The organism is Streptomyces sp. Sge12 (assembly GCF_002080455.1).
Classification (GTDB): domain Bacteria; phylum Actinomycetota; class Actinomycetes; order Streptomycetales; family Streptomycetaceae; genus Streptomyces.
Genome location: NZ_CP020555.1, coordinates 2,617,587 through 2,642,310 on the forward strand (window position 1 = coordinate 2,617,587; position 24,724 = coordinate 2,642,310).

General features: G+C 71.7%; 19 protein-coding genes. 7 read left to right on the forward strand and 12 right to left on the reverse strand.

Annotated features, from left to right (window positions below; all coding sequences use genetic code 11):
* Positions 1 to 59: 59 nt before the first annotated feature.
* The 7 genes from B6R96_RS11285 to B6R96_RS11315 form a co-directional block, all read right to left on the reverse strand.
* Entirely contained in the window at positions 60 to 1,247 is a 1,188-nt protein-coding gene (locus B6R96_RS11285; protein WP_081522393.1) for a YncE family protein, read from the reverse strand.
* A complete protein-coding gene (locus tag B6R96_RS11290) occupies positions 1,244 to 2,056 on the reverse strand; it encodes a polysaccharide deacetylase family protein (RefSeq protein WP_237291395.1) in 813 nt (270 codons plus the stop codon). The genes B6R96_RS11285 and B6R96_RS11290 overlap by 4 nt, the downstream gene beginning before the upstream one ends.
* A gap of 360 nt (positions 2,057 to 2,416) precedes the next feature.
* On the reverse strand, positions 2,417 to 2,929 hold the full coding sequence (locus B6R96_RS11295) for an ATP-binding protein (protein WP_030386862.1): 513 nt from the start codon (positions 2,927 to 2,929) through the stop codon (positions 2,417 to 2,419).
* Positions 2,930 to 3,185: 256 nt separating this feature from the next.
* On the reverse strand, positions 3,186 to 3,953 hold the full coding sequence (locus B6R96_RS11300; RefSeq protein WP_081522394.1) for an enoyl-CoA hydratase/isomerase family protein: 768 nt from the start codon (positions 3,951 to 3,953) through the stop codon (positions 3,186 to 3,188).
* An 86-nt stretch (positions 3,954 to 4,039) separates the two neighbouring features.
* A complete protein-coding gene (locus B6R96_RS11305; RefSeq protein ID WP_051779326.1) occupies positions 4,040 to 5,278 on the reverse strand; it encodes a L,D-transpeptidase in 1,239 nt (412 codons plus the stop codon).
* 147 nt (positions 5,279 to 5,425) lie between these two features.
* Entirely contained in the window at positions 5,426 to 7,705 is a 2,280-nt protein-coding gene (locus tag B6R96_RS11310; RefSeq protein WP_237291396.1) for a choice-of-anchor A family protein, read from the reverse strand.
* A 175-nt stretch (positions 7,706 to 7,880) separates the two neighbouring features.
* Positions 7,881 to 9,101, reverse strand: a complete 1,221-nt coding sequence (locus B6R96_RS11315; RefSeq protein ID WP_081525064.1) for a L,D-transpeptidase — start codon at positions 9,099 to 9,101, stop codon at positions 7,881 to 7,883.
* A gap of 182 nt (positions 9,102 to 9,283) precedes the next feature.
* Here B6R96_RS11315 and glgX point away from each other — a divergent pair, with 182 nt between their 5' ends.
* Positions 9,284 to 11,617, forward strand: coding sequence for a glycogen debranching protein GlgX (gene glgX, locus B6R96_RS11320; RefSeq protein WP_053174695.1), 2,334 nt, complete (start codon positions 9,284 to 9,286; stop codon positions 11,615 to 11,617).
* 151 nt (positions 11,618 to 11,768) lie between these two features.
* Positions 11,769 to 12,491, forward strand: a complete 723-nt coding sequence (locus B6R96_RS11325; protein ID WP_030386868.1) for a CDP-alcohol phosphatidyltransferase family protein — start codon at positions 11,769 to 11,771, stop codon at positions 12,489 to 12,491.
* On the opposite strand, the gene B6R96_RS11330 is transcribed toward B6R96_RS11325, so the two are convergent.
* Entirely contained in the window at positions 12,472 to 12,960 is a 489-nt protein-coding gene (locus B6R96_RS11330; RefSeq protein ID WP_030386869.1) for an adenylyltransferase/cytidyltransferase family protein, read from the reverse strand. The genes B6R96_RS11325 and B6R96_RS11330 overlap by 20 nt on opposite strands.
* A 165-nt stretch (positions 12,961 to 13,125) precedes the next feature.
* Between B6R96_RS11330 and B6R96_RS11335 the strand changes: the two genes are divergently transcribed.
* The 3 genes from B6R96_RS11335 to B6R96_RS11345 are packed head-to-tail and all read left to right on the forward strand — an operon-like array spanning position 13,126 to position 17,323.
* Positions 13,126 to 14,337: a glycosyltransferase gene (locus B6R96_RS11335; protein WP_053705331.1), complete on the forward strand. Its 1,212-nt coding sequence runs from the start codon at positions 13,126 to 13,128 to the stop codon at positions 14,335 to 14,337.
* Complete coding sequence (locus tag B6R96_RS11340) at positions 14,334 to 16,100, forward strand: LPS biosynthesis protein (RefSeq protein ID WP_030386871.1); 1,767 nt, start codon at positions 14,334 to 14,336, stop codon at positions 16,098 to 16,100. Before B6R96_RS11335 ends, B6R96_RS11340 begins: the two co-directional genes overlap by 4 nt.
* Positions 16,097 to 17,323 carry a hypothetical protein gene (locus B6R96_RS11345; RefSeq protein ID WP_081522396.1) on the forward strand — a complete coding sequence of 409 codons (1,227 nt, stop codon included), beginning with the start codon at positions 16,097 to 16,099 and terminating at the stop codon, positions 17,321 to 17,323. The genes B6R96_RS11340 and B6R96_RS11345 overlap by 4 nt, the downstream gene beginning before the upstream one ends.
* Before the next feature lie 137 nt (positions 17,324 to 17,460).
* Here the strand turns inward: B6R96_RS11345 and B6R96_RS11350 are convergent, their stop codons facing one another.
* Positions 17,461 to 18,909, reverse strand: coding sequence for a hypothetical protein (locus B6R96_RS11350; RefSeq protein ID WP_107475692.1), 1,449 nt, complete (start codon positions 18,907 to 18,909; stop codon positions 17,461 to 17,463).
* Between the two features lie 195 nt (positions 18,910 to 19,104).
* Between B6R96_RS11350 and B6R96_RS11355 the strand changes: the two genes are divergently transcribed.
* Together B6R96_RS11355 and B6R96_RS11360 are read left to right on the forward strand one after the other, a co-directional pair.
* The gene (locus tag B6R96_RS11355) at positions 19,105 to 19,644 is read left to right on the forward strand and encodes a WcaF family extracellular polysaccharide biosynthesis acetyltransferase (RefSeq protein ID WP_081522398.1); all 540 of its coding nucleotides are present in this window, start codon (positions 19,105 to 19,107) and stop codon (positions 19,642 to 19,644) included.
* Positions 19,641 to 20,762 (forward strand): glycosyltransferase, encoded by a 1,122-nt coding sequence (locus B6R96_RS11360; protein WP_081522399.1) that lies wholly within the window; start codon positions 19,641 to 19,643, stop codon positions 20,760 to 20,762. Before B6R96_RS11355 ends, B6R96_RS11360 begins: the two co-directional genes overlap by 4 nt.
* On the opposite strand, the gene B6R96_RS11365 is transcribed toward B6R96_RS11360, so the two are convergent.
* The 3 genes from B6R96_RS11365 to B6R96_RS11375 form a co-directional block, all read right to left on the reverse strand.
* A complete protein-coding gene (locus B6R96_RS11365; RefSeq protein ID WP_030386876.1) occupies positions 20,755 to 20,973 on the reverse strand; it encodes a DUF6458 family protein in 219 nt (72 codons plus the stop codon). The genes B6R96_RS11360 and B6R96_RS11365 overlap by 8 nt on opposite strands.
* A gap of 107 nt (positions 20,974 to 21,080) precedes the next feature.
* Positions 21,081 to 21,758, reverse strand: coding sequence for a hypothetical protein (locus B6R96_RS11370; protein ID WP_053705328.1), 678 nt, complete (start codon positions 21,756 to 21,758; stop codon positions 21,081 to 21,083).
* A 97-nt stretch (positions 21,759 to 21,855) separates the two neighbouring features.
* Positions 21,856 to 24,630 (reverse strand): DNRLRE domain-containing protein, encoded by a 2,775-nt coding sequence (locus tag B6R96_RS11375; protein ID WP_203351615.1) that lies wholly within the window; start codon positions 24,628 to 24,630, stop codon positions 21,856 to 21,858.
* Positions 24,631 to 24,724: the final 94 nt, after the last annotated feature.

Consider the following 24,724-nt stretch of genomic DNA (forward strand, 5'->3'; position numbering starts at 1 on the left):
CGCCCTGCCGTGCCCGGCGGCGGCCCGGGGGGTGTCCTGCCGGTCACACCGGGCTCCGCCTAACGGAAGATGCCGGTGTGGCCGAGCGAGTAGCGCCCGGGCTGCGGGTACACCGCGAGACCGTGCGGTCCGCCGCCCACCGGGATCCGGGCGATCTGCTTGCCGGTCTGCGTGTCGACCGCGTAGACCTCGGAGTTGTAGCGGCCCGACAGCCACAGCACCTTGCCGTCGGCCGAGACCCCGCCCATGTCGGGGCTGCCGCCGTCCGGCAGCGTCCACTTCTTGGTGAGCCGGTTCTCCGGGAAGTTGAAGACCGAAATGGTGCCTTCGCCCCGGTTGGACACGTACATCTCCTTGGAGTCGCGGCTCACGTAGAGGCCGTGGCAGCCCTTGCCCGTGGGCAGCAGCTTGGGGGTCTCGAACTTGTCGCCGCTCAGCACCCACATCCCGTGCGCCATCATGTCCGCGACGTAGAAGGTCTTCCCGTCCGGGGAGACCTTGACGTCCTGCGGCATCGCCCCCTCGAACGGCAGCTTCTGCTGGCCGACGACCTCCATCCGCTCGGTGTCGACCTTGAGGAGTTCGCCGGAGAACTCGCAGCTCACGATGAAGTAGCGGCCGTCGGTGGAGAAGTCCGCGTGATTGACCCCGTAGCAGGTCACGGGGACCGTCTTCACCCGGTCCATCGTGTGCGGGTCGCGGAAGACGAGCTCCTTGTCCATCGAGGCCATGACGATCGCGTACTTGCCGTTCGGCGTGAAGTACAGGTTGTACGGGTCGTGCACCTCGACCGGCTTTCCGGCCTCGCCGGTGGCCGGGTTGATCGGGGTGAGCGTGTGGCCCCGGTTGTTGTTGACCCACAGGGTCTTCAGGTCCCAGGAGGGGACCACGTGCTGGGGCTGGACCCCGACCGGGATGGTGTCGATGACCTGGTAGGTCGCCGGGTCGATGACGGACACCGTGTTGGAGTTGGTGTTCGGCACGTAGATGCGGGAGGGGAAGTCCTTGACCACGGGGGAGAGCTTGTTCGGCCGGTCCGCCGCGTAGACGTCGTTCGGATCGAGGACCGGGGGCATGCCGGGCAGACCGGGCGGGGCGGCCGGTACGGCCTTGACGGGCTTGGCCGGGCCCTTGGTGCCGAGCGCCTCGGCGGGTCCCTTGTCGGCTGATCCGCAGCCGGCCAGGGCGGCGAGGACCAGCCCTGCCAGCAGCACGCCGGCAGTCCGGGGAAGGCGGGTGGTCGTCATGGGGTCAGCAGCTCCGTGGTGGTCACCGCGCGCAGTTTGCGGCGCGCGAGTTCTTCGAGGAGGGGAGGCATCGCGTCGACCGTGTCCGCGTAGCCGAAGTGCAGGCTCACCACCGATCCGGGCCGGATCGTCCCGGTGACGGTGCGGATGACGGCCGCGGCGCCGGGCGAGGTGAAGTCGAGGGAGTCCACGTCGTACGAGAGGACGTGCGGGTAGCCGGCCCGCTGGGCGAGTTTCCGGACGAGCGGGGTCGCGTACTGGGTCTGGGAGGGCCGGAACCAGGTACCGATGGAGCCGGTGAGCCGCTTGAGCCGCTGGGCGCAGCCGGTGATCTCGGCGTACGCCTCCACCTCGGGCATGTCGTTGATCGCGAGGTGGCGCTGGGTGTGGTTGCCGAGCTCGTGACCGCCGTCGAGGATGCGGCGGGCCAGCTCCGGATGGGCGTCGAGCCAGGATCCGATCGCGAGGACGGTGATCCGCGCGCCGCCCTTCTCGGCCGCGGCCAGTACGGACCGGGCGATGGCGGGGTCGCCGTTGCCGTGGAAGGTGAGGGCGACGCGGGGGCGGTCGCGCGGTCCGTGGTCGATCTCGACGGGCTGTCCGGCGAACCGGCGCGGGGCGGCGGCCGGGGCGGCCTGTGCCGGGCGGGCCGGCCGGGCCGCACCGGGCGGCGGCCCGGAGGAAGCGGTGGCGGGCCGGCCCGGTCCGCAGGCGGCGGTGAGGCCGGCAGCGGCGGCGCCGACCGCCGGGAGGGCGGCCGCGCGCAGGGCCGTGCGCAGGGCCGCGCGGCGGCCTGGTTGTGAGAGCACCTGCCCATTTAAGGGGTGGATGACCCGGATGGTAATGATTGACCCAATTCGGGACGTCCGCCACAGGGGGCCAACCGGGTGGTCGGGCCGCTATGTGATCAACGATTCACACAGAGCAGTCGACACTTATTCATAGATTACGAGGTGGGTGGCTCACCTCACCTAGGATTTAGCTAGAAAGTCTTATGATTTGCCCACTTATGTCCAAGTAGGGACTTTTGGCGTTTGGGCCCTCGTCTGCCATAGTCGGAAGCACGGCTTCCCATTGACCCGAGCGAAGTCACCACGCCGAGGATCACACCCCCTTCGATCCTCGGCGCACCCATGAAGCCCCCACCGCCGATCCGGCGCACGGGGGCTTCAGGCGTTCTGGCGGTCGGCGACCCGCATCTCGAACCAGGTGATCTTCCCGCGCGGCTGCAGGTCCGCGCCCCAGCGGTCGGACAGCTTGTCGACGAGGAACAGCCCCCGGCCGGTGGTGTCCATCTCATGGACCGGCATCAGGCAGGGCAGTCCGCGCGAGGGGTCACGCACCTCCACCCGGATCCAGCCGCGGCGCCGCAGCATCCGTAAACCGAAGGAACGGGCCCCGGTGTGCCGGACGGCGTTGCCGACGAGCTCGGAGACCAGCAGGACGGCGTGCTCGGCGATCTGCGGCGAAAGGCCCCAGAGGCGGACCACCACGCACTGGGTCAGCCGGCGCGCGGTGCCGGCCGACTCCGGCATGGACGGCAACGTCACTTCCGCCTCGGCCGGATTTCCGTACAACTCCAGCGCTTTGAGGCCCTGTTCGTCCTCAACAGCCGCCGTGAGCCGTACCGCCGAAGCGCTGCCGCGCTGCCGCGGCTGTTCCACACCCTCCAGGCCCGCCATGCACCCATCATGGACGGCCGCCACGCCCTCCCGGGCGGTTCCACAGGAAAACACCCCCCGGATTCAACGAATCCAAGGGGGTGTTCTGTCATATGCGGGAGGCAATCAGAGGGCCTCCGTACGCACCATGACCTGCGGTGACACCGCGCACGGAAGCGATCACAGCGAGTGGATCACGCTTTCTCCTTAAGGTTGCCTTAAGGCCTGGCTAATCCACCCACAGGGAGGACCGCCGCACGCGGCCGCAGGGACCGGCTCAGACGAACTTCGCCTTGCCCGGGCCCTCTTCGACGAAACTGCGCATCCCGCGCTCGCGGTCCTCGGTGGCGAACAGGCCCGCGAACCAGTTGCGTTCGATGGTCAGGCCGGTGTCGATGTCGGCCTCCAGACCCGCGTCCACGCACTCCTTCGCGGCGCGCAGCGCGATCGCCGGACCCTGCGCCAGCTTCGCGGCCCAGGCGTGCGCCTGCGCGTACACCTCGGCGGCGGGCACCACCCGGTCGACCAGGCCGAGGGTCAGCGCCTCGTCGGCCTTGACCATGCGGCCGGTGAAGATCAGGTCCTTGGCCTTGGAGGGGCCGACCAGCCGGGACAGCCGCTGGGTGCCGCCGGCGCCCGGGATCAGGCCGAGCAGGATCTCGGGCTGGCCGAGCTTGGCGTTGTCGGCGGCGATCCGGTAGTCGGCGCACAGCGCGAGTTCGCAACCGCCGCCCAGCGCGTAGCCGGTGATGGCCGCGACGACGGGCTTGGGGATGCGGGCGACGGCGGTGAAGGCGTCCTGGAGCGCACGGGACCGGGCGACCATCGCCGCGTGGTCCATCGTCTGCATCTCCTTGATGTCCGCGCCCGCCGCGAACACCTTCTCGCCGCCGTAGATGATGACCGCGCGGACGTCGGCCCGGTCGGTCGCCTCCACCGCGAGCTCGCGCAGCCGGTCCTGGGTGGCGATGTCCAGGGCGTTCATGGGCGGCCGGTCCAGGCGGATGGTGCCGACGCCTTCGGAGACTTCGAGAGAGATGGTCATACGGGCCAGGTTAGCGCCGGTTAACGTGAAGTGGCCCGGTGCTGTGGGTCACAGCACCGGGCCACTTCACGGGGTACGGAACCCGCTTACTTGATCCACTCCGCCCAGTCCATGTTCCAGCCGTTGAGGCCGTTGTCCGGGGCGATCTGCTTGTCCTTGGAGTTCTTCACGACGACCACGTCGCCGATCAGGGACTCGTTGAAGAACCAGGCGGCCGGCTGGTTGTTGTCGCCGGCGCCGCGGACGTCCTTGAGGCCGACGCAGCCGTGGCTGACGTTGGCCGAGCCGAAGGTGCCGGCGGAGGCCCAGTAGTTGCCGTGGACGAAGGTGCCCGACTGCGACAGGCGCATCGCGTGCGGGACGTCGGAGATGTCGTACTCGCCGCCGAAGCCCACGGTCGCGCCGTTCATGCGGGTGACCTTGTACTTCTCGCTGATGACCATCTGCCCGTTGTAGGTGGTGGTCGACGGGGCGCCCGCGGTGATCGGGAGGGTCTTGATGACCTGGCCGTCGCGGACGACCTGCATCTCCTTCTCGCTGGCGTCCACCGTGGAGACCTGGGAGCGGCCGATGGTGAAGGTGACCGTACGGGTCTGCTTGCCGTAGACGCCCGGGCGGCCTTCGACTCCGTCGAGGGCGAGCTTCACGGTGACCTTCGTACCCGCGGCCCAGTACTTCTCGGGGCGGAAGTCCAGTCGGTCGTTCCCGAACCAGTGGCCCTCGACCGGCACGGCCGGCTCGGCCGTCACCGTGATGGCCTTCTCGACGGCCTCGGGGTTGGTGATGCCCCGGGTGAAGTTGATCGAGACCGGCATGCCCACGCCGACGGTGGAACCGTCCTCGGGGGTGTAGTGGCCCACGAAGGTGTTCGTCGGGGTCAGGGTGGTGAAGGTGGTGTCCTTCGCGGACTCCCGGCCGCCCTCGTCCTTGGCGACCGCGTGCACCTTGTACTCGGTGGCGGAGGCCAGGTGGCGGGCCGGCTCCCAGCTGGCACCGTCGTCGGCGAGCTTGCCCTCGACCGCGTTGCCCTTGGTGTCGGCGACCGTCACCGTGGTGAGCTTGCCGCCCGTGCTCGTTATCTTCAGGACGCCGCTGGTGGCGACCTCCTTGGCCCCGTCGTCGGGCTTGACGCTGACGACCGCCTTCGAAGCCTCGGTCCCGGTCTTGCCGCCACCCCCGGCATTGTCGCCGCTGCCGCTGCCGTTGCCTCCGCCACCGCCACTGCACGCGGTGGTGAACAGCAGGGCCGCCCCCAGCAGAAGGGCCGGCAGGCCGGTGCGGGCGCGGCCGCGTATCGGCTGCAGGTTCACTCGTGTTCTCCCCATGTCCCCCGCGCGCGGACTGTCGCGCGCTTGTTGACAGGTAATCACAGGCAGGGATCACGATGAGCCACGGTCTTGTCACCGTTCCGTCCCAACTGCCCGGAGCGGCGGACCGGCGGCCGCCCCGGTGGGGGGCGGCCGCCGAGGGGGTCAGGCGCGGGGGCCCTTCGGGTGCTTGGAGTGCTTGGCGGGCTTGGTGTGCTTGGCAGGCTTGGTGTGCTTGGCAGGCTTGGTGTGCTTGGCGGGCTTGGTGTGCTTCGGGTGCTTGCCCTTACCGTGGTCGCCCTTGGGGTGCTTGGGCTTGTCCTTCGGGTGCTTGGGCTTGTCCTTGCCGTGCTCGTCCTTGCCGTGGTCGGCGGGCTTGTTCCGCACCGTGACCACGATGCGCCGGTCCGGGGTGCCGATGTCCAGGCGCAGCGGCCCGGTGACCCGGTCGGCGGGCAGCACGTAGCCCGCGGGGACCGCGGTCTCCACCAGGTAGTACCAGCCCTCGGGGAGCGGGCCGAAGTCGCAGACACCGGTGCGGTCGGTGGTGCAGTCCTGACCGACCCGGCGGTCGGCGTTGATGCCGCGCGTCTGGAGGCCCGGGGTGTTGTTGGTCTCCTGCCAGACCTCGAAGACCGCGCCGGGCAGCGGGCGCCGGGTCCTGGCGTCCTGCTTCACGACCCGGATCGAGCCCTCGTACTCCTCGCTCACCGGGGTGTTCGCGACGGTGACGACGACGCCGTCCACCACGTCGGACCGGTCCAGGTCGAACCGGGTGACCGGGTCGGCCGGGGTCTCGTACCCGGCCGGGACGGCGGTCTCCCGCCAGTAGTAGGTCTGCCCGATCGGCAGCTCCACCGTGCAGGTGCCCCGGGCGTCCGTCACGCAGACCCCGTCGAGGCGGGTGTCGGCGGGTGCCTCCGTCTGGAGGCCGGGGCGGTCGTTGCTCTCCCGCCACAGCTCGAACTGCGCGCCGGCCAGCGGGAGGCCCGTGGCCCGGTCGGTCTTGCGCAGCACCACGCGGGCGGCGTCCGGCGGCTCGGGGGTGCGCCGGTTGTCGGCCTCGTACCGGACCCCGACGGGGGCGCTCCCGGTCGTGAGGGTCAGCTCGTGGACCCGGTCGGCCGGCAGGTCGTAGCCGAGCGGCGCACGGGTCTCACGCCAGTAGTACGTACCGGGCTCGGTGGTCCGCTCACAGATGCCGGACGCCGGCGTGGTGCATTCGGCGACCAGGGTGTCGGCTCCCGGAGCGGTGTCCTGGAGGCCCGGCGTCCCGTTCGTCTCGCGCCACAGTTCGAACTCGGCTCCTTGCAGCGCCGCGCCCGAGTCCGCGTCCCGCTTGAGCACCGAGACCGAGCCGGTCACCGGCGCCGGGCCGGCGCACTCGGGCAGGTCGCCGTTGAAGGGGTAGGCGTGGAACTCCTGTCCGCCGCCCCCGGTGGCCGCGCTGGTGTGCGTGACGGAGCCGGTGGTGAAGAAGCGCCCGTTGATGCCGGGCAGGGTGACGGTGGTCTCGGAGGACCGCTGCCCCATCAGGAAGCTGCCCTGGAACTGGCCGGTGCCGGTCAGGTTCACGGTGGTGGCGTCCGGGAAGTTCCACAGCAGCCGGTCGCGGTAGGCGTTGAGGGGGTCGGTGTCCGCGATGCCGCCGCTGAAGGTGTTGATCGTGCGGGTGGTGCCCAGGACGTTCACCAGCACGGTGGCCGTGGCCGGGATGCGGGTGAACCGGATGCCCTGCTGGCCTCCCCCGTTGCCGACCATGTTCGCGTCGATGTTGAAGACCTGGAGCTCGGAGGAGCCGTCGCCGGTGAAGAGGGTCTCGTAGCCGTTGTTGACGGCCGTGCCGGTGGCCGGGCGGGGCTGCCCGTCGATCCGCGCGTAGCACTGGCTGGCGGCGCTGAGCCGCTCGCGCAGTCCCGCGTACGGGGTGGCCGCGGCGGGGTCCCGGACCTGGCGGCCGGTCACCGTGCCCGTGAGGGAGTCCGCGTACCGGACCACACCGCCGTCGGCGAGGAGGCGTTCGCCCGCCGCCACGGTGACCGAGCCGCCGGTGGTGAGGAAGTCCGCGCCGGCGGGCGGGGGCACCCGGGATCCGGCGCCGACGATGCCGACGTTGTAGCGGCTGTCCCCGCCCGCCTGCTTGTTCTGGTCGAAGTCGCCGAGGACGACGAGCCGGCCCTCGGCCTCGGAGGCCCGGCCCCGGACCCGGAAGTCGCCGCCGGCGAAGATGTTGATGCCGTTGTCCCGCCCCTGCGGGACGCCGTCGCTGCCGATGGGCGGGTACGGGTCGGGGCAGTCGCCGGGCACGCAGGGCCCCAGCCCGCCGGGAAGCGGAGCTCTGGCGGCGGCAGCCGGCCGCTCCCCGCCGGGACCCGCCGCGAAGGCCGCGGGCGCGGCGGAAGCCAGTACGGCTCCGATCGCCAGCCCGAGGGTCCAGTTCCTCACTGACATGATGCTCCGTCCGTTGCCTGCTGCCCTGATCTGCCCTGACAGGCTGGAGGCAGGCTTCGGCGGGGCGCGGTGGGGACACTCTCCGCTACGGCATTTCGATCACACCGATCACTCTCCCGGGCGCGGCCGCGCCGGGCCGTGCCGTGCGGGCCGCGCCGGTCGGCCGGGCTCAGGCGACGGCGGACCCGGCGACCCAGTCCGCCCAGGACATGTTCCAGCCGCCCAGCCCGTTGTCGGGGGCGACCGTCTTGTCCTGCGAGTTCACGACCTCCACCACGTCCCCGATGAGGGTCCGGTCGAAGAACCAGCCGGCGGGGGTGTCGGAGCCGCCGCCCTTGTCGTCGCGCAGGCCCACGCAGCCGTGGCTCAGGTTGGTGGTGCCGAAGCTGTCGGGGCTGGACCAGTAGTTGCCGTGCAGGAAGGTCCCGGAGGAGGTGAGCCGCATGGCGTGCGGGACGTCGGGGATGTCGTACTCGCCGCCGAAGCCGACCGTCTGGCCGTTCATGCGGGTGACGTCGAACATCTCCATCACCACCATCTTGCCGTTGTAGGTGGTGGTCTTGGGCGCTCCGGCGCTGATCGGCACGGTCGACACCAGCTGCCCGTCCCGGCGGACCTCCATGGTGTGCGCGGCCGCGTCCACGGTGGAGATCTGGGAGCGGCCGACGGTGAAGGTGACGGTCTTGTCCTGGATGCCGTACGAGCCGGGGGCGCCCTCGATGTCGCGCAGGTCCATCTTCACGGTGACCTTGGTGCCGGGCTTCCAGTACTCCTTGGGCCGGAAGTCGAGCCGGTCGCGGCCGAACCAGTGGCCGACGACCTGCACGCCCGGATTCGCCGTGACGGAAATGGCCCGCTCCACTTCGGCGCGGCGCTCGATGGCACGGCTGAACCGGAAGGAGACGATCATCCCGGTGCCGACGGTCGAGCGGTTCTCGGGCTTGAAGTAGCCGATGAACCGCTCCTCGGGAACGTAGGTGGTGAAGGTGGTGTGGCGGGCCTGGCGGCGGTCGTGCCCGTCGAGGGCGACGGCGTCCACGGTGTACTTGGCCGCGAGGGCGAGCCGCGCGGACGCGGGTTCGGGGCTCCAGCTGAGCCCGTCGGCGGCGATGGAGCCGGGGACCTGCTCCTGCTGCGCGTCCTCCACCTTCGTGACCACGACCCGCTCCAGGCGGCCCTCGGGCACGGTGACGGACAGCCGTCCGTCGGCGGGCACCGCCTTCGCGTTGTCGTCGGGGCTGATGCGGATGGCCTCGTCCGGCGAGCGGGGTTTGCCGGGCAGTTGGATCTCGACCGGGGCCCTGCCGTCCTGGGTGCATCCGGCCAGGCCGCCCAGCAGGCCCGCCCATGCCGCCACGGCGGCCAAGCCCGCCCCTGCCCGCCTCGTCAGAAGTGTCACGATCCCTCCAACGACCGGGCGGTGCGGGGGAAACGTGAGCGCGGGCGACGTTCCGGGCAGAACTGTCCGGGCAGAACAGTGGGAAGGACCAGACGGGGGCGGGCCCAGGCCGGGACGCCGGGGCCGCACTCTCCCCTACCCCCGCCGGTACCCAGGAGCCGTGGAGGCGGGCAGTGTCGAGCGCAGCCGAGCAGGAGGCGGTGGAAGCCGTCAGCAATGCCGTCGAAGCGGTGCGGAGCGGTCACGCCGCGCCCGTACCGCAGATCGACGGCCGACCGAAGGAGCGGCCGAAGGAGCGGCCGAAGGAGCGGCCGAACGGCCAGGTCAGGGGCCAGGTGACACGGGTGCACGCGCGTCCGGGGGCACCCGTGTGGCCGGGGTCCTCGCACCCGCTGGGGGCCCGGTTCCACCACGGCCCGGACGGGACCGCGGGCACCAATTTCGCCCTGTGGGCGCAGGGCGCGGAGGCGGTGGAGGTGTGCCTCTTCGACGAGGCCGGCGCCGAGACCCGCTGCGCCCTGACGGAGCACACCCACGAGATCTGGCACGGGTTCGTGCCGGGCGTACGCCCCGGACAGCGGTACGGATTTCGAGTGCACGGCCGCTGGGACCCCTGGACGGGCGCCCGGTACAACCCGGCGAAGCTGCTCCTGGACCCGTACGCACGGGCCGTCGACGGGGACTTCACGCTGCCCCCGGAGGTGTACGCGCACGTCCGGGACTGGCCTCAGCAGTACATCGCGGACACCGTGCGCGACGACCGGGACTCGGCGCCGTTCGTCCCGAAGGGCGTGGTCGTCCACGATGACGACGACTGGGCGGACGACGTCCGGCCGAAGACCCCGTGGGCCGACTCGGTGATCTACGAACTGCACGTGCGCGGCTTCACGATGCGCCATCCGGGTATTCCGGAGGAGCTGCGCGGCACCTACGCGGGCCTCGCGCACCCGGCGGCGATCGAACACCTGACGGGGCTGGGCGTGACGGCGGTCGAACTGCTGCCGGTGCACCAGTTCGCGCACGAGGACCACCTGTTGCGCCGGGGGCTGCGCAACTACTGGGGCTACAACTCGGTCGGCTACTTCGCCCCGCACGCGGGCTACTCGTCGAGCGGTACGGCCGGGCAGCAGGTCGGGGAGTTCAAGCGGATGGTCCGGGCCCTGCACGCGGCCGGGATCGAGGTCATCCTCGACGTGGTCTACAACCACACGGCGGAGGCCGGCGAGCTGGGTCCCACCCTCTCGCTGCGCGGGATCGACAACCGGGGCTACTACCGGCTCCAGTCCGACCAGCGCCGCTACGCCGACTACACGGGCTGCGGCAACACCCTGCACGCGGGCCGCCCGCACGTGCTGCGGCTGATCACGGACTCGCTGCGCTACTGGGTGACCGAGATGGGGGTGGACGGCTTCCGCTTCGACCTGGCGGCGGCGCTGGCCCGTTCCATGCACGACGTGGACATGCTCTCGCCGTTCCTCGCGGTGATCGCCCAGGACCCGGTGCTGCGGCGGGTCAAGCTCATCGCCGAGCCGTGGGACGTGGGCTCGGGCGGCTACCAGGTGGGCGCCTTCCCGCCGCTGTGGACGGAGTGGAACGACCGCTACCGGGACGCCGTACGGGACTTCTGGCGGGGCGCGCTGCCCGACGTACGGGATCTCGGCTACCGGCTGTCGGGGTCGAGCGACCTGTACGCGTGGGGCGGGCGGCGGCCGTACGCCTCGGTGAACTTCGTGACCGCGCACGACGGTTTCACCCTGCGCGACCTGGTCACTTACGAGCGCAAGCACAACGAGGGGAACGGGGAGGCGAACCGGGACGGGACCAATGACAACCGGTCGTGGAACTGCGGGGCGGAGGGCGAGAGCGACGATCCCCGGATCGGCGCGCTGCGCCGCCGTCAGCTGCGCAACCTGCTCACGACCCTGCTGCTGTCCACGGGCGTGCCGATGCTGGTGGCCGGCGACGAGTTCGGGCGCACGCAGGACGGCAACAACAACGCCTACTGCCAGGACAACGAGACGGGCTGGGTGGACTGGTCGCTGCTGGAGGATCCGTCCTGGCGGTCCCTCCTCGCCCTGGCCTCCCGGCTGATCTCGCTGCGCCACGCCCATCCGGTGCTGCGGCGGCGGGCGTTCTTCTCCGGGCGGTCGCAGGGCGCCGACGGGCTGCGGGACCTGGCCTGGTTCACCACGTCAGGTGCGGAGATGACCGAGCGGGACTGGTACGCGCCGGCCGCCGCGCTGGGGATGTACCTGTCGGGGCGGGACATCCCGGGCCGCGACGAGCGGGGCCGGCAGGTGACGGACGACAGTTTCCTCGTGCTGCTGCACACCGGGGACCGGCCGGTGCCGTGGGTCCTGCCGGGGGCGCCGTGGGCGCAGGAGTACGAGGTCGTCCTGGACACCTCCCTGGAGGCCCAGTCCGCTCCTCCCGGCACCCGTCACCGCGGCGGGCTGGCCCTGACGGTCCCGGCACGGTCGGTGCTGCTGCTGAGGGTGGTGAGCTGAGGGTGGTGGGCCGAGGGCCGCGGGCCGGGCACCGGCGGGCCGTGGGAACCGGCCCGCCCGGCTGGTTCCGGACGTACCCGCACATCCGGAACCAGCTCCCTCGTTCGTACTGCGATGATGTGTTCGACATCGTCTCGGAGGGGGTCCCTGCATGGGCAGAGTCACGACCGCGCTGCAGGAACTGCGCGGGGCGCAGAAGTCGGCGAAGGGGGTTTCGCTCTACTCCCGATTCGTGAACCGGCCCGTCGGCCGGTACCTGGCCGCCGGTTCGTACGCGCTGGGGCTCACCCCGAACCAGGTGACGCTGATCAGTGCGGCCTTCAGCTTCGCCGCCGTGGCCGCGGTCGCGCTGGCCGCGCCCTCGTGGGGGCTGGGGATCGCGGTGTGGGCGGCCCTCGCCGTCGGCTTCGCCTTCGACTCCGCGGACGGGCAGCTGGCCCGGCTGCGCGGGGGCGGCAGTGCGGCGGGCGAATGGCTCGACCACGTCGTGGACGCCGCCAAGCTGACCGCCCTGCACTCCTGTGTGCTGATCGCCTTCTACCGGTTCCCCGAGGCGTACGGGACGGGCGGGGACGGCTGGCTGCTGGTGCCGCTGGGCTTCCAGTTCGCCGCGGTGGTGACCTTCTTCGGCGGGCTGCTGACCGAGAAGCTCAAGCCGAAGCCGGCCCCCGGCAGCCCGGCGGCCGCGCCGTCGACCGCGCGTGCGGTGGCCCTGCTGCCCGTGGACTACGGGGTGTTCTGCCTGGTGTTCGTACTGCTCGGCGGCGGAAAGCTGTTCACCTGGGCGTACGCGGGACTGGGCGTGGTCGCCGCGCTGTTCCTGCTGGCGTTCCTCGCGAAGTGGTTCCGGGAGCTCAGCGCCGTTCGCCGGTGACCTGGCCCGGAGCCGCGGCCGGCTCCGCGAGCGCGTCCAGGGCCCGGCGCAGCTGGGTGCTGGACGTGTGGACGGTGTAGGGGAAGTACACGACGTCGACGCCGTGGGCGGCGAAGTCCTTCTCCAACCGGTCGCCCTTGGGGGTGCCGCGCCAGTCGTCGCCCTTGAAGATGACGTCGAAGCGGACCTGCTTCCAGGTCTCCACCTTGTCGGGGACGGTCTCGACGAAGGCTGCGTCGACGTACTTCACGCTGCGGACGATCTCCAGCCGCTCGACGAGCGGGATCATCGGGCGGCGCCCCTTGGCGAGCTCGGCCATCTCGTCGGAGACCACTCCGGCGACCAGGTAGTCGCACTGGCTCCGGGCGTGCCGAAGGATGTTGAGATGGCCGATATGGAACAGATCGTAGGCACCAGGCGCATAGCCGACGCGGTACGGCCTACGCGAAGGCGCAGCAAGGTCGGACATGTCGTGCTCCGTCATCATTTACCCCCAGCGGCCACACCCCCCGGTGCAGCGGATTAGCAGACAATAGCGTGCACGTTCCGCACCACGTTGGTGAACGAATAGGGTGACGTGCGCATCATCCAGGGGAGAAGGGGACGCTCAGTGTCCAGATCCGGCCACCGGCGCATGCTGCTGGTTTCCACCAATTACGCTCCGGAGCACGCGGGGATCGGCCCGTACGCCACCCAGATCGCGGAGCACTGGGCGGATCTCGGTCACGAGACCCACGTGCTGGCGGGCATGCCGCACTATCCGGCGTGGTCGCTCGAACCGGAGTACAAGGGCGCCTTCCAGCGCACGGAACAGCGTGCGGGCGTGACCGTGCACCGGCGTGCGCACACCGTGCCGCCGCGCCAGACCGCCGTGAAGCGCGCCCTTTTTGAAGGATCGATTCTGCTGCACGGCGCCGTGGCCCCGCCCCGGATGCCCAGGCCCGACGCGGTCCTCGCCCAGATGCCCAGCCTGGCCGGCGGGGTGCTCGCCGCCCGGCTCGCGGCCCGGTGGAAGGTCCCGTACATCCCGGTCGTCCAGGACCTGATGGGCGCCGCCGCGGCGCAGAGCGGGATCAGCGGCGGCGACAAGGCGGCCGCGATCGCCGGCCGCGCCGAGGCGTACGCCCTCAAGCGGGCCACCCTCGTCGGCGTCATCCACGAGACCTTCGTGGACCGGGTCGTCGGCATGGGCGTGGACCCGAAGAAGATCCGTCTCGTCCCCAACTGGTCCCACGTGTCCGTGCCCACCAAGCCGCGCGGCGAGACCCGCCACCACCTGGGCTGGGCACCGGGCGAGACCGTCGTCCTGCACTCCGGGAACATGGGCCTCAAGCAGGGCCTGGAAGTCCTCGTGGGCGCCGCCCGGCTGGATCCCAGTGTCCGCTTCGTCCTGATGGGCGACGGCAGTCAGCGGGCGGCTCTGTCCGATCTCGCGGCGGATGTGCCGAATCTGGACATCATCCCCCCTGCCGCTGACGGCGAGTTCCCGGATATCCTCGCCGCGGCGGACGTTCTCGCGGTCACGCAGCACGCCGCCGTGCTGGACATGAGCGTCCCGTCGAAGCTCACCTCCTACTTCCAGACGGGCCGGCCCGTCGTCGCCTCCGTGGCGGCGGAGGGCGGGACCGCCCAGGAAGTGGAACGCTCGGGCGCGGGGGTACTCGTACCGCCGGAGGATCCGGAGGCGCTGTTGAAGGCCGTCCGGGCCCTGGCCGAGGACCCCGAAGGCGCGGACGCACTGGGAGCGGCCGGACCCCGCCACGTGGCGGCCCACCTGAGCCGCGAAGCGGGCCTGGCCCGCATCGACGCACTGATAGACGAAGCACTTGGGGGACCCCGGCCGTGATCGAGACGAACCGCCCTGCAGCGGCACCGGCCGACGACGAACCGGATCTCCTGAGAGACCAGTTCCGGCAGCTCCTGCGCTACCGCAGGCTTATCGGCGCGGGCATCGGAGTAGGTCTGCTGGGCGGCGTCTACCTCGGCATCTCCACGGCGGACACCTATGTCGCGACCGCCGACGTCGTCCTGCGCGCGCCCACCGACGACCCGTTCAACCCCAGCCTCGCCCCGGACAAGGCGATCAACATCGGCTCGGAGCGCCAGGTCGCGCTCAGCTCCTCCATAGCCAACGAGGCGGCGAAGAAGCTCGGCGTGGGCGCGTCCGGCTTCGCCGCCCTGCGCAGCGGGCTCCAGGTCACCAACCCGCCGCAGACCATGGTGCTGCGCTTCACGTACACCGCGGACTCCCCCAAGGAGGCCGCCAAGCGCGCCAACACGATGACCGAGGCGTACCTGCTGAAGCGGCAGGAAGCCCTCGACGCCACCCGCGACAAGATGGTCAAGGGGTACAAGGAGCAGCGCGACCCGATCGCCAAGCAGCTCGACGAGCTGTCCAAGGAGATCGCCCGGATGCCGGCCGGCGCCGGACGCGACGCCGCCAGCTCTTCCAAGACCGACCTGCAGAGCGAGGTCGGCGGTTACAACACCAAGATCACCAAGCTTGAGGCCCTGGACATGACGCCGGGCCGGGTCACCAGTGCGGCGACCGCGCCCACCGCCACCGACGGCCCCGGCATCATCATGTCGCTCGCGCTCGGCGCGGCCGTCGGCCTCGCGCTCGGCCTGCTGGCCGCCTGGGTCCGCCTCGTCTTCGACCCGGCCCCGCGTTCCGAGGGCGACGTCGCCCGGGCGCTGCGCGCACCCGTCCTCGGCTACCTGCCCCGGGACCGGACGGGCGGCGGACCGCTGCTCGCCGCCGGCGAGGCCGACCCCCGGCTCGCCGAGGAATACCGCTCGGTGGCCTTCCGCCTCGCCTACGACGCCCGCTTCGCCGACCGGCGCCGCCTGCTCGTCGTCGCCCCGCGCGGCAGCAGCGAGACCGCCGCCGCGGTGGCCGTGAACCTCGCCGCCTCCTTCGCGGAGACCGGCAAGGACGTGCTCCTCATCGAGGCCGACCTGCGCACCCCGGTGCTGGCCAGCCAGCTGCCGACGGACGCCGGCGGCCGGCCGCGCTGGAGCCAGACCCCGGGCGGCCCGAGCGGCGGCGGCCGCCACTCGGACACCGAGTGGCCCGACGGACGCCAGCTCGTCGTGGACGCCGGCGAGTCCGGCTCCTTCGACCTGATCCCGGGCGAGCGGGCGCGCAACGTCCCGCGCTCGCTGACCTCGGCCCGCGCCACCCGGCTGATCTCCGAGGCCGACTCCCCCAACGCCACCGTCGTCGTGCTCGCGCCGCCGGTGCTCTCCTACGCCGACGCCCTCGCCCTCGTCGACCGCGTCGACGGCGTCCTGGTCGTCTGCGACCCGCGCGCCGTGCACCGCACCGACCTGTCCCGGATCCGCGAGCTGATCAGCGGCGCCGGCGGCACCGTGCTCGGCGCCGTGCTGCACGCGCCGCTGCCCGGCGAGAAGCGCGGCCGCGGCAAGGACAAGAACGGCCCGGCGCCGGCCGCCCCCGCCGGGGGTCCCGGGACCGCTGCGAAGGCCGGCAAGCCCGTGCCGCAGCCGCAGCCGATCCCCTACGAAGTGGCCGAGCCCGAACAGCACATCCCCGGTGACGGCACCGACACCGTCGCGCTGCGCACCGTCCGCATGGGCCGCAGATGAGCCGACGCGGCCTCGCCGCCGTCGCGTCGGTCCTGGATCAGGCCGCCTCCAGCGCCACCAACATCCTGGTGCTGGTGCTGGCCGCCCGGCTGTCCTCGGCGGCCGGGTTCGCCGACTTCTCGATGGTGTACGTGACCTTCAGCGTGCTCCTCGGGCTGAACATGGCCTACGTCGGCCAGAGCCTCGTGCTGGCCAAGGGCGAGCAGCTGGGCGCCGAGTGCCGCTCCGCCATGGGCTTCACCGCCGCCGCGTCGACCGCGGTGGGCGCGCTGCTGCTGGTGGCGGGGCTCGCACTGGCCGGGGCCACCGGGACGGCCTTCCTGGCGCTGGGCCTCGTACTGCCGTTGGTGCTCCTCCAGGACGGTCTGCGGTACTGCTTCTCCGCGCTGCGCGCCCCGGAGCGGGCACTGGCCGCCGACGCGCTGCGGCTGGTGTGCGTGGTCGCGGCGCTGGCGGTGCAGCCCGAGGGGGCCTCGGCGGGACGGCTGGTCCTCGCCTGGGGGCTCTCCGCGCTGCCCGCGCTGGGTCTCGGGCTGTGGCTGCTGCGGCCGTACGTGCGCGGCGCCCGCGCGGACCTGCGGCCGTACCTGCGGCGCGGTCACCTCGGGCAGCGGTTCGTGGTCGAGTTCGCGGTGGGCAACGGCTCCAGCCAGCTCGCCGTACTGGGCCTCGGCGTCTTCGCGACGCCGCTGGCCGTGGGTGCGCTGCGGGGTGCGACCACCCTCTTCGGGCCGCTGAACGTGCTGTTCAACTCCGCGAACGCCTTCGGGCCGCCGGTCCTCGGGCGGCTCGGCGGCAAGCGCGCCACGGTCCGGGCCACGGCCGTCCTGGGACTCGTCCTGGCGGCGGTCGGCGCGGGCTGGGCCGCGGCCCTGTACCTGCTGCCCGACCGGCTGGGCCGGGAACTCCTCGGCGACACCTGGGCGGACGCGTCCGCGCTGCTGCCGGCCACCGGGGCGCAGTACGCCGTGATGGGGCTCGGCACGTGCGCGCTGCTGACCCTGCGGGTGCTGGCCCCGAAGGCCACGCTGTCCCTACAGGTGGTCTTCTCGCTGCTGTCCGTGGGGCTGTTGCTCGGCGGGTACGCGGTGTGGGGGGTGGCGGGCGCCGCGTGGGGCCTGGCGGCCGGCTCGGCCCTCAAGGCCCTGGCCGCCTGGTGGCGCGTCACGCGCCTCCCGGCCACTGCCGGCTCGCGGGACACCGAGCCCGTACCGGCCGCCTGACCGGCTGCGAATCCGGCCCCGCCGGTGTGTGAGCCGCTGCGCGGGCTCCTCTCCCCGCCCCGCCCTTTCGCCGTTTCCCGGGCTCTGCCCGGACCCGGTCCTCGAACGCCGGACGGGCTGGAGAAGCCAGAGACGGCCTAGCGCAGCGTGGTGGACTTGTCCGTGCGGTAGGTCGCGACCAGCGCGAGGCACAGCGCCGCGATCGCCACCCGCCCGGACGCCTGGAGCAGCGGCCCGCGCAGCAGGATGAAGGAGTAGCCCGCGACCAGCGGGACCACCACCGAGATCAGGCTGCCCGGGGGGCTGCTCCGCGTCGCGCGTTTCGCGTAGCGCCGGTCGACGCGTGCGGCGGCGTAGCCCATGCCCAGCAGGCCGCCGCCCATGCCCAGCGGCCCGAAGTCGAGCCACAGCTCCGCCCAGATCGGCGAGGAGAGGTTGGTGTTGACCGTACCCATCCACTGGCCGACCATCACGCCCGTGTCCCGCGGCTTGCCGGGCCATACCGCGCGCGGCACCGCGAAGAAGATCGATCCCGCGAGCTGGCGGCCGTAGAAGTGGCCGGGGCCGGAGTTCGAGAAGGTGATGGTGTTCGCGAACATGCCGATCTGGTCGTAGTCCTTGAGGGCCATCGGCTCCAGGAAGGACGTGGTCTCGACCGGCCGGTAGTTCTTCTCGTCGTAGCGGAAGCGGTCCGCGAACGGGAAGACCAGGAGGGCGACGACCACCGCCATGGACAGCGCCACCCGGTACATCGCCGCGCTCACCGGGAAGACGGTGAACAGCAGGGCGAACATGACCGTCAGGAACCAGTACCGCGGGTTCGAGATCGGGTTGTTGACGACCAGGTTCAGGCCGGCGAGCGCCGCCCATGTGACGATCACCGACACCTTGCGGCGGGCGAACTTCGAGGTGATCAGCCAGCGGGTGTGGAGGAGCAGCGCGAGCAGGGCCGGTACGGTGCCGAAGCCGCGCAGCAGGGCCTGGCCGGCCTGGCCGTCACCGTTGGAGACGCCCGCCTCCTCGATACCGGCGATGATTTCCTGGCGGCTGGAGAAGAAGACCGCCGGGCCGCCGAGCTTCATGATGAAGACGGCGCTGCACATGAACGACAGGACCGTCAGGAGCTGGAGCCGGCGCCGGTGCGTCATGACGGGCTTCGACGCCTTCTGGGAGCCGCCCGCGCGCCCGGCCGGGCGGTGCCTGGCCAGCAGCACGCCGACGTCGAAGGCCGTGCAGCCGAGCAGGACGAGCCCGATGGCGACGGTCAGGTCGGAGCGCGGGCCGACGACCGGGGTGGGGACCTGGCCGAGGACGGCCTGCGCGAGCGGGGCCACCCCCATGGCCATGTAGACGAAGAGCCAGAAGGAGCCCTGGAGCAGCTTGCGGCGGCTGGTGAGGACCATCGCCGAGAGCCGGGCGCCCGCGTACATGGTGAGCAGCAGCTGGAGCCAGAAGGCCGCGTCGCGGACGCCGGCGCCCGTCTGGACGGCGACGAACAGCGGCAGGAAGACGGTGAATCCGAGCGCGAGGGGGACGGACAGCGCGCGCGAGAGGAGGGTGCGCGGGAGGGTGGCCCGGCCCCACAGGCTCTCGTCCTCGAAGGGGGAGGCAGCGGGCTGGTTCGCGGGCGCTGCGGAGGGCTTGCGTATGTCCGTCGTCACTGCCGCCCCCACCCGATGTGCCTGGTCCGCGCGCAGTCTAGTCTGAGCGGGCCACGCCCGGGGAGGCGGCGGCGCGGGGCTCCCCCCGGACGGGGTCCGGGGAGCAGATGGGGGCGACAGTTGCGGGATCTTCCTTCCTTCACGCTGGCCGGGTACGACAAGGGGCGCGGGCGGCTGACGCAGGCGCTCTGGTTCGCCGTGATGAACACGCTGTTCATGAGCTGGTTCTGTCCGGCGCGGCTGCGGGTGGCGCTGCTGCGCGCCTTCGGGGCGAAGATCGGCGAGGGCGTGCTGGTCCGGCACCGGGTGCGGGTGCTGTGGCCGTGGAAGCTGGAGGTCGGGGACCACACCTGGATCGGCGAGGGCGCCTGGCTGCTGAACCTGGAGCCGGTGACCATCGGGGCGAACGTGTGCGTCTCGCAGGAGGCCATGTTGTGCACCGGTTCGCACGACCACCGGGCCGCCGACTTCCGCTACCGCAACGCGCCGATCGTGGTCGAGGACGGCGCGTGGGTGGCCGTACGCGCCACCGTGCTGGCCGGGGTCACGCTGGGGCGCTGCGCGGTCGCGGGCGCCGGTTCGGTGGTCCACAGAAACCTTCCTGCACTGACCCTTCAGACGATGGACGGGCAGCGCCGCCCGGTCGAGGAGCCCAAGTGAGAGTCCTGCACGCCGTCACGCTCCACTCCCCCTCGCACGCTTTCGGCGGTCCGGTCCGGGTCGCGCTGAACCTGGCGAAGGGGCTGCGGGCCCGGGGGCACGAGGCGCGGCTGCTGGCACTCGGCGAGGGCTTCCCGGACCCGTGGCCGACCTCGGTGGAGGGCGTCCCGGCGAAGCTGTTCCCGGCCCGGCGCCTGCTCCCCCTGGGCTTCAGCGGGATGACCTCGCCGGCCCTGCTGGCCTCGGCCGGCCGGCTGGTGCGGGACGCCGATGTGGTGCACGTCCACCTGGCGCGCGACCTGGTGACGCTGCCGGTGGCGCTGGCGGCGCTGCGGGCGGGCAAGCCACTGGTGCTGCAGACCCACGGCATGGTGGACCCGAGCGAGAAGCTGCTGGCCAAGGTGCTGGACGCGGTGGCGGTACGCCGCCTGCTGCGCGGCGCGGACGCGGTGCTGTACCTGACCCCGCACGAGCGGGAGGGGCTGGACGCGGTGGTCGGCGCTCCGCTGGCGCAGGCGGTCCGCCTCGTCAACGGCACCCCGGCGCAGGAGGAACGGCCCCCGCTGAGCGGTCCGCCGCGCATCCTGTACTCGGCGCGCCTGCAGGCCCGCAAGCGGCCGGTGGACTTCGTGGACGCGGCCCCGGCGGTCCTCGCCGCCCACCCGGACGCCCACTTCGTGGTCGCGGGGCCGGACGAGGGGGAACTGGGTGCCGTACGGGACCGGATCGGGGCGCTGGGCCTCACCGACCGGTTCACCGTGCCCGGAGCCCTGTCCGGCGCGGAGGTCCTCACGGAGCTGCGCCGCGCCCACGTCTACGTACTGCCGTCGGTGGACGAGCCGTTCCCCATGTCCGTACTGGAGGCCCTCTCGGTGGGCGTGCCCCCGGTCGTCACCCACTCCAACGGCCTGGCCCGCGACATCGCCCGCAGCGGCGCCGGCCACGCGGTCGACCCCGGACCGGCGGGCGTCGCCGCCGCGATCCTGGACCTGCTGGACCCGGCGACGAACCGGAAGGCCTCCCGCGCGGCCCGCGAACTGGCCGCGCACTCCTTCTCCATGGACGCCGTCCTGGACACCCTCCTCCCGGTATACGAGGGCGTCCGCGGCGTCAGATGACGTCGCGGCGGTGTTCCTCCACGACCGGGATGGCGCCGCCCGCGGCGCGGCGGCGTTTGTAGATGCTGGTGTACACGGCGAGGCCTATGCCGCCGACCGCCATCATGATCAGGCCGACCAGGTCGAGGTTGACGCTCTCCAGTTCCCAGTCGCTGGCGAAGGTGAGGATGGCACCCACCACGATCAGGACGATGCATCCGCCGATGCCCATGGGTCCACCTTCCGCTGTTGGCTGTGACCCCGCGGGTACCCCGGTTCCGGGTACGAAAACGCCCCCGGGGGCCGGGAGTTCCGGTCCTCGGGGGCGTCGGTGTTTCGTTACGCGGGGATCCAGGCGTAGCAGCCGGAGGAGTTGAACTCCGCCGTGCCCGCCGGGATCGCCGCCGTGATCTTGTCGCCCGCCTTGGGCGGGGTCTCGGGGCCCGAGGCGAGGACGGAGCCGTCCTTGCCCTTGGCCTCCCAGGTGCAGTTCGTGGCCTGGGTCAGCGCCCGGTAGCTGCCGGCCGCGGGCGAGGTCCGGGGGCCTTCGGCGAAGCCCTTCTCCGCCGCGGCGAGGATCGGCTTCTGCTCCGGGCACAGAAGGTTGATCGCGTCCTTGGCGCCCGCGATCTCGCCGGTGATGACGGCTCCGGTCGCCGCGTCCTTGTCGCGCTTCGCGGTGCGCGCGACCCGCTGGCAGGCGTCCTGGCCGGTCTGCAGAACGGCCGCCGGGTCCATCTTCTCGGGGACCCGCCCGCTCAGGTACTTCTTCTCCTGCGCCGTGAAGCTGCCCGTCTTCGGGGTGAGCTTCGCGTCGGGGAGGACGGGACCCGTCGGCTTCGCGTCGGCGGCCGCGGCGGCCGACGGCTGCGCGGCGTCCGCGGGGTCGGGTGCCGCCGACGAGGCCGGGGGCTTCGGCTTGGCGCCGGAGTCGGCCTTGTCCCCGCCCGAACTGCAGGCGGTGAGCGTCAGGGCGGCGGTCAGCAGGACAGCAGCCGCTGCGGAGCGTCGGTACATCGGATGGCTCCCGTACTCAAGGGGGTGTACAAGCGGGGCCCGGCCACGTAGAGCCGGGCCCCGCACGCCGTAAGGCGGTTGTTCCGGTCTTCGTCGCTTACTTCGCGCCGAAGGTGAGGACCAGCTGCGGAGTGCCCTCCGCCGCCGTGGCCTCGGAGGACCAGATCCACAGCGGGTCGGTGCCCGTGCTCGTCAGGCCCAGGCCGTAGCTGGTGCCCAGCGCCGCGGAGACCGTGGCGGTGTCCAGCTCCACGTTGTGGACCGCGGAGCCGTCCGGCACGCCCGCGATGGTGCCGAGCGGGGTGGTGCCGAGGGTGGGCTTGGTGTTGAAGGTCGTGCCCGTGCCGGTCCAGTTGCCCGTGATCGGGACCACCTTGACGGTGTCGGGGGTGCCGGCGCCCGTCTGCGTGGTGGTCTTGATCTGCAGCGAGGCGGACTTCAGGACCTGGCCGGCCGGGGCGGCCGGCAGGTTGAAGCGCAGGTACGACTCGTACAGCGAGCCGCTGCCGCGCACCGCGAGCGAGGTGGACGTGCCGTAGGCGGTGCTCGGGGCGCCCTGGTTGATGTAGGTGTCCTCGGTCGTCTTGACCGCGGAGACCGTGTCGGTGGGGGCCTTGGCCAGGTCGAAGTGGCTCTTGACCTGGGCCTGGGTGAGCGCCGACGGGTAGACGGCCGTCTCGTCGAGCTGGCCGGCGAAGAAGTTGCTCGTCGGGCGGGTCGGCCAACCGGAGAGGTTGTCGCCGCCGACGTGCCAGTAGCCCGCGTAGTTGACGGTGCTGGTGGCGTTCAGCGAGCCCTTGTTCTGGCCGTCGACGTACAGCGTGATGCCGCCGGGGCCCTGGGTGCCGACCACGTGGTGCCACTTGTTGTCGTTGTAGGTCTCGAACAGGCCCGTGGAGACGGTCCGCGCCGAGCCGTTGTGGACACCGAAGACCAGGCGACCGGTGTTGGTCATGTAGATCTGGCGGTCGTAGGTGCCGCTGTTGCGGGCGTTGTTGTTGCCGAAGCCGATCAGCTTCCCGCCGCGCGTGGTGTTCGTCTTGAACCAGGTCTCGACGGTGAAGTTGCCGACCGTCTGACGGCGGTCGCTGTACACCTGCTGGCTGGTCCCGTTGAAGCCCATCGCCGTGCTGCCGGAGACGGCGCCGGGCGACTGCTTCAGGGCGGGGGCGTTGAGCTGGATGCCGCTGCGGTTGCCGGACACCGAGGAGTCGGCGACGTAGGGGCTGACCGCGTCGTCGTAGCGCCAGTACAGGTCGGCGCCGTCAGCGCGGACCTGGTTCGGGTAGGACTGGACCGAGGTCGGGACGGTCACCGAGGCGACGGCCGACAGGGCGCTGGTGTTGCCGGCGTCGTCGGTGGCGGTCACCCGGTAGGTGTAGCTCTGGCCGGCCTTGACCGTGGTGTCGTTCCAGGAGGCCTGGGGGCGCTCCCACTCCAGCGAGCCGGCGGTGACCGTGGCGGCCGGGGTGGCCGAGCCGTTGCGGTAGATGCGGTACGTCAGCTTGCTGTCGTCCGCGTCGTAGCTGGTGCGCCAGCGGACCTGGACCTCGCCGGGCTTGACGCTGGAGGCGCTGGCCACCGGGGTGGTCGGGGCGCCGACGTCGCCGGTGGAGGCGAAGCGGGTCAGACCCTGCTGGGCCTTGCCGTTGATGAGGGTGAACTCACCGCCGACCCACATGTACTTGACGTTGTTCTTCTCGGCCACGGACATGACGCGCGGGCCGATGCCCTCGCCGAGTCCGTCGTTGGCCGTGGGGTGCCAGCCGAGCTTGCCGGGGCCGCGCACGAACCCGTCCACGGGCGCGGGGGCGGCGCCTTCGTGGTTGGTCGGCTGGGCCAGCAGGAAGTTCCGCTTGCCGTCGGGGAACTCCAGCTCGGTGGAGCAGTCGTGCGCGTGCGAGGAGCTGTACAGCACGCCCTCGTACGGCAGGACGAACTGGGTGGCGCCGAGGCAGCGGTCGCGCCACTTCTCGGTGAAGTCGCTCAGGCGCAGGCCGATGCGGCCGTCGAAGACGCCGCCGCCGGAGCCCTCGTGGCCGGTGTAGAAGCCGGTGTCGTCGGTGGAGATGTCCTTGACGACCGAGTTCGACGGGATGTTGCTGTACGTCTTGGTGACCGCACCCGTCGTGGCGTTGACCACGGCCAGGGCGTGGCTGTTGGAGTTGTTGACGGTGAAGAAGTCTCCGCCGAGGAGGACGTTCTTGCCGTCGGGGGTGACCTCGACCGCGCGGCCCGGCTCGTCGACGTTGGCGACGAAGGGCTTGAGCGCACCGGAGGAGGCGTCCACGGCGGCGAACCGCTCGCGGGTCTGGCCCTCGACGGTGTTGAAGTCGCCACCCGCGTACAGGGTGTCGTCGGTGACGGCGAGCGCGCGCACGGTGGCGGGGAAGCTCGGGTGGAACGATGCCTTGGGGGTGCAGCTCGCGATGTCGATGGCCGCGAGGCTGGAGACCGGGGTCCCGTTGACCGCGCCGAAGGAGCCACCCGCGTAGAGGGTCTTCTTGTCCTTCGAGACGACCAGCGTACGCACCGTCGCGGTGCCGTCGCCGATGGTGAAGGCCAGCTTGCAGGAGGTGGGGTTGCCGGTCGCGGCGTCGAGCGCGACGAAGTTCACGGCGTCCTGCTCGGCTCCGGCCGCGCCCTCGGGCGGGCGGACGGCCGAGAAGGTACCGCCGGCGAAGACGGTGCCGTTGGCCTGGGCCATGGCCCAGACGATGCCGTTGGGCTGCCAGGTGGGCAGCTCGTCGGCGGTGAATGCCACAGGCGGCGTGATGGCGGACGCCTGAGGCATCAACACCAGGCCTATGCCGGTACCCGCACCGGCCAGTGACAGGACGAGGGCAGCAGTCAGCCCTCTGGATCTACGCATGAGCCCCCCAGGGCAATCGCCCGGTTTGATGGCTGGAACTATCCGAACAGCCATATGTACTGGCGCAGACTAGGGCTCATGTGAAGGCCCGGTC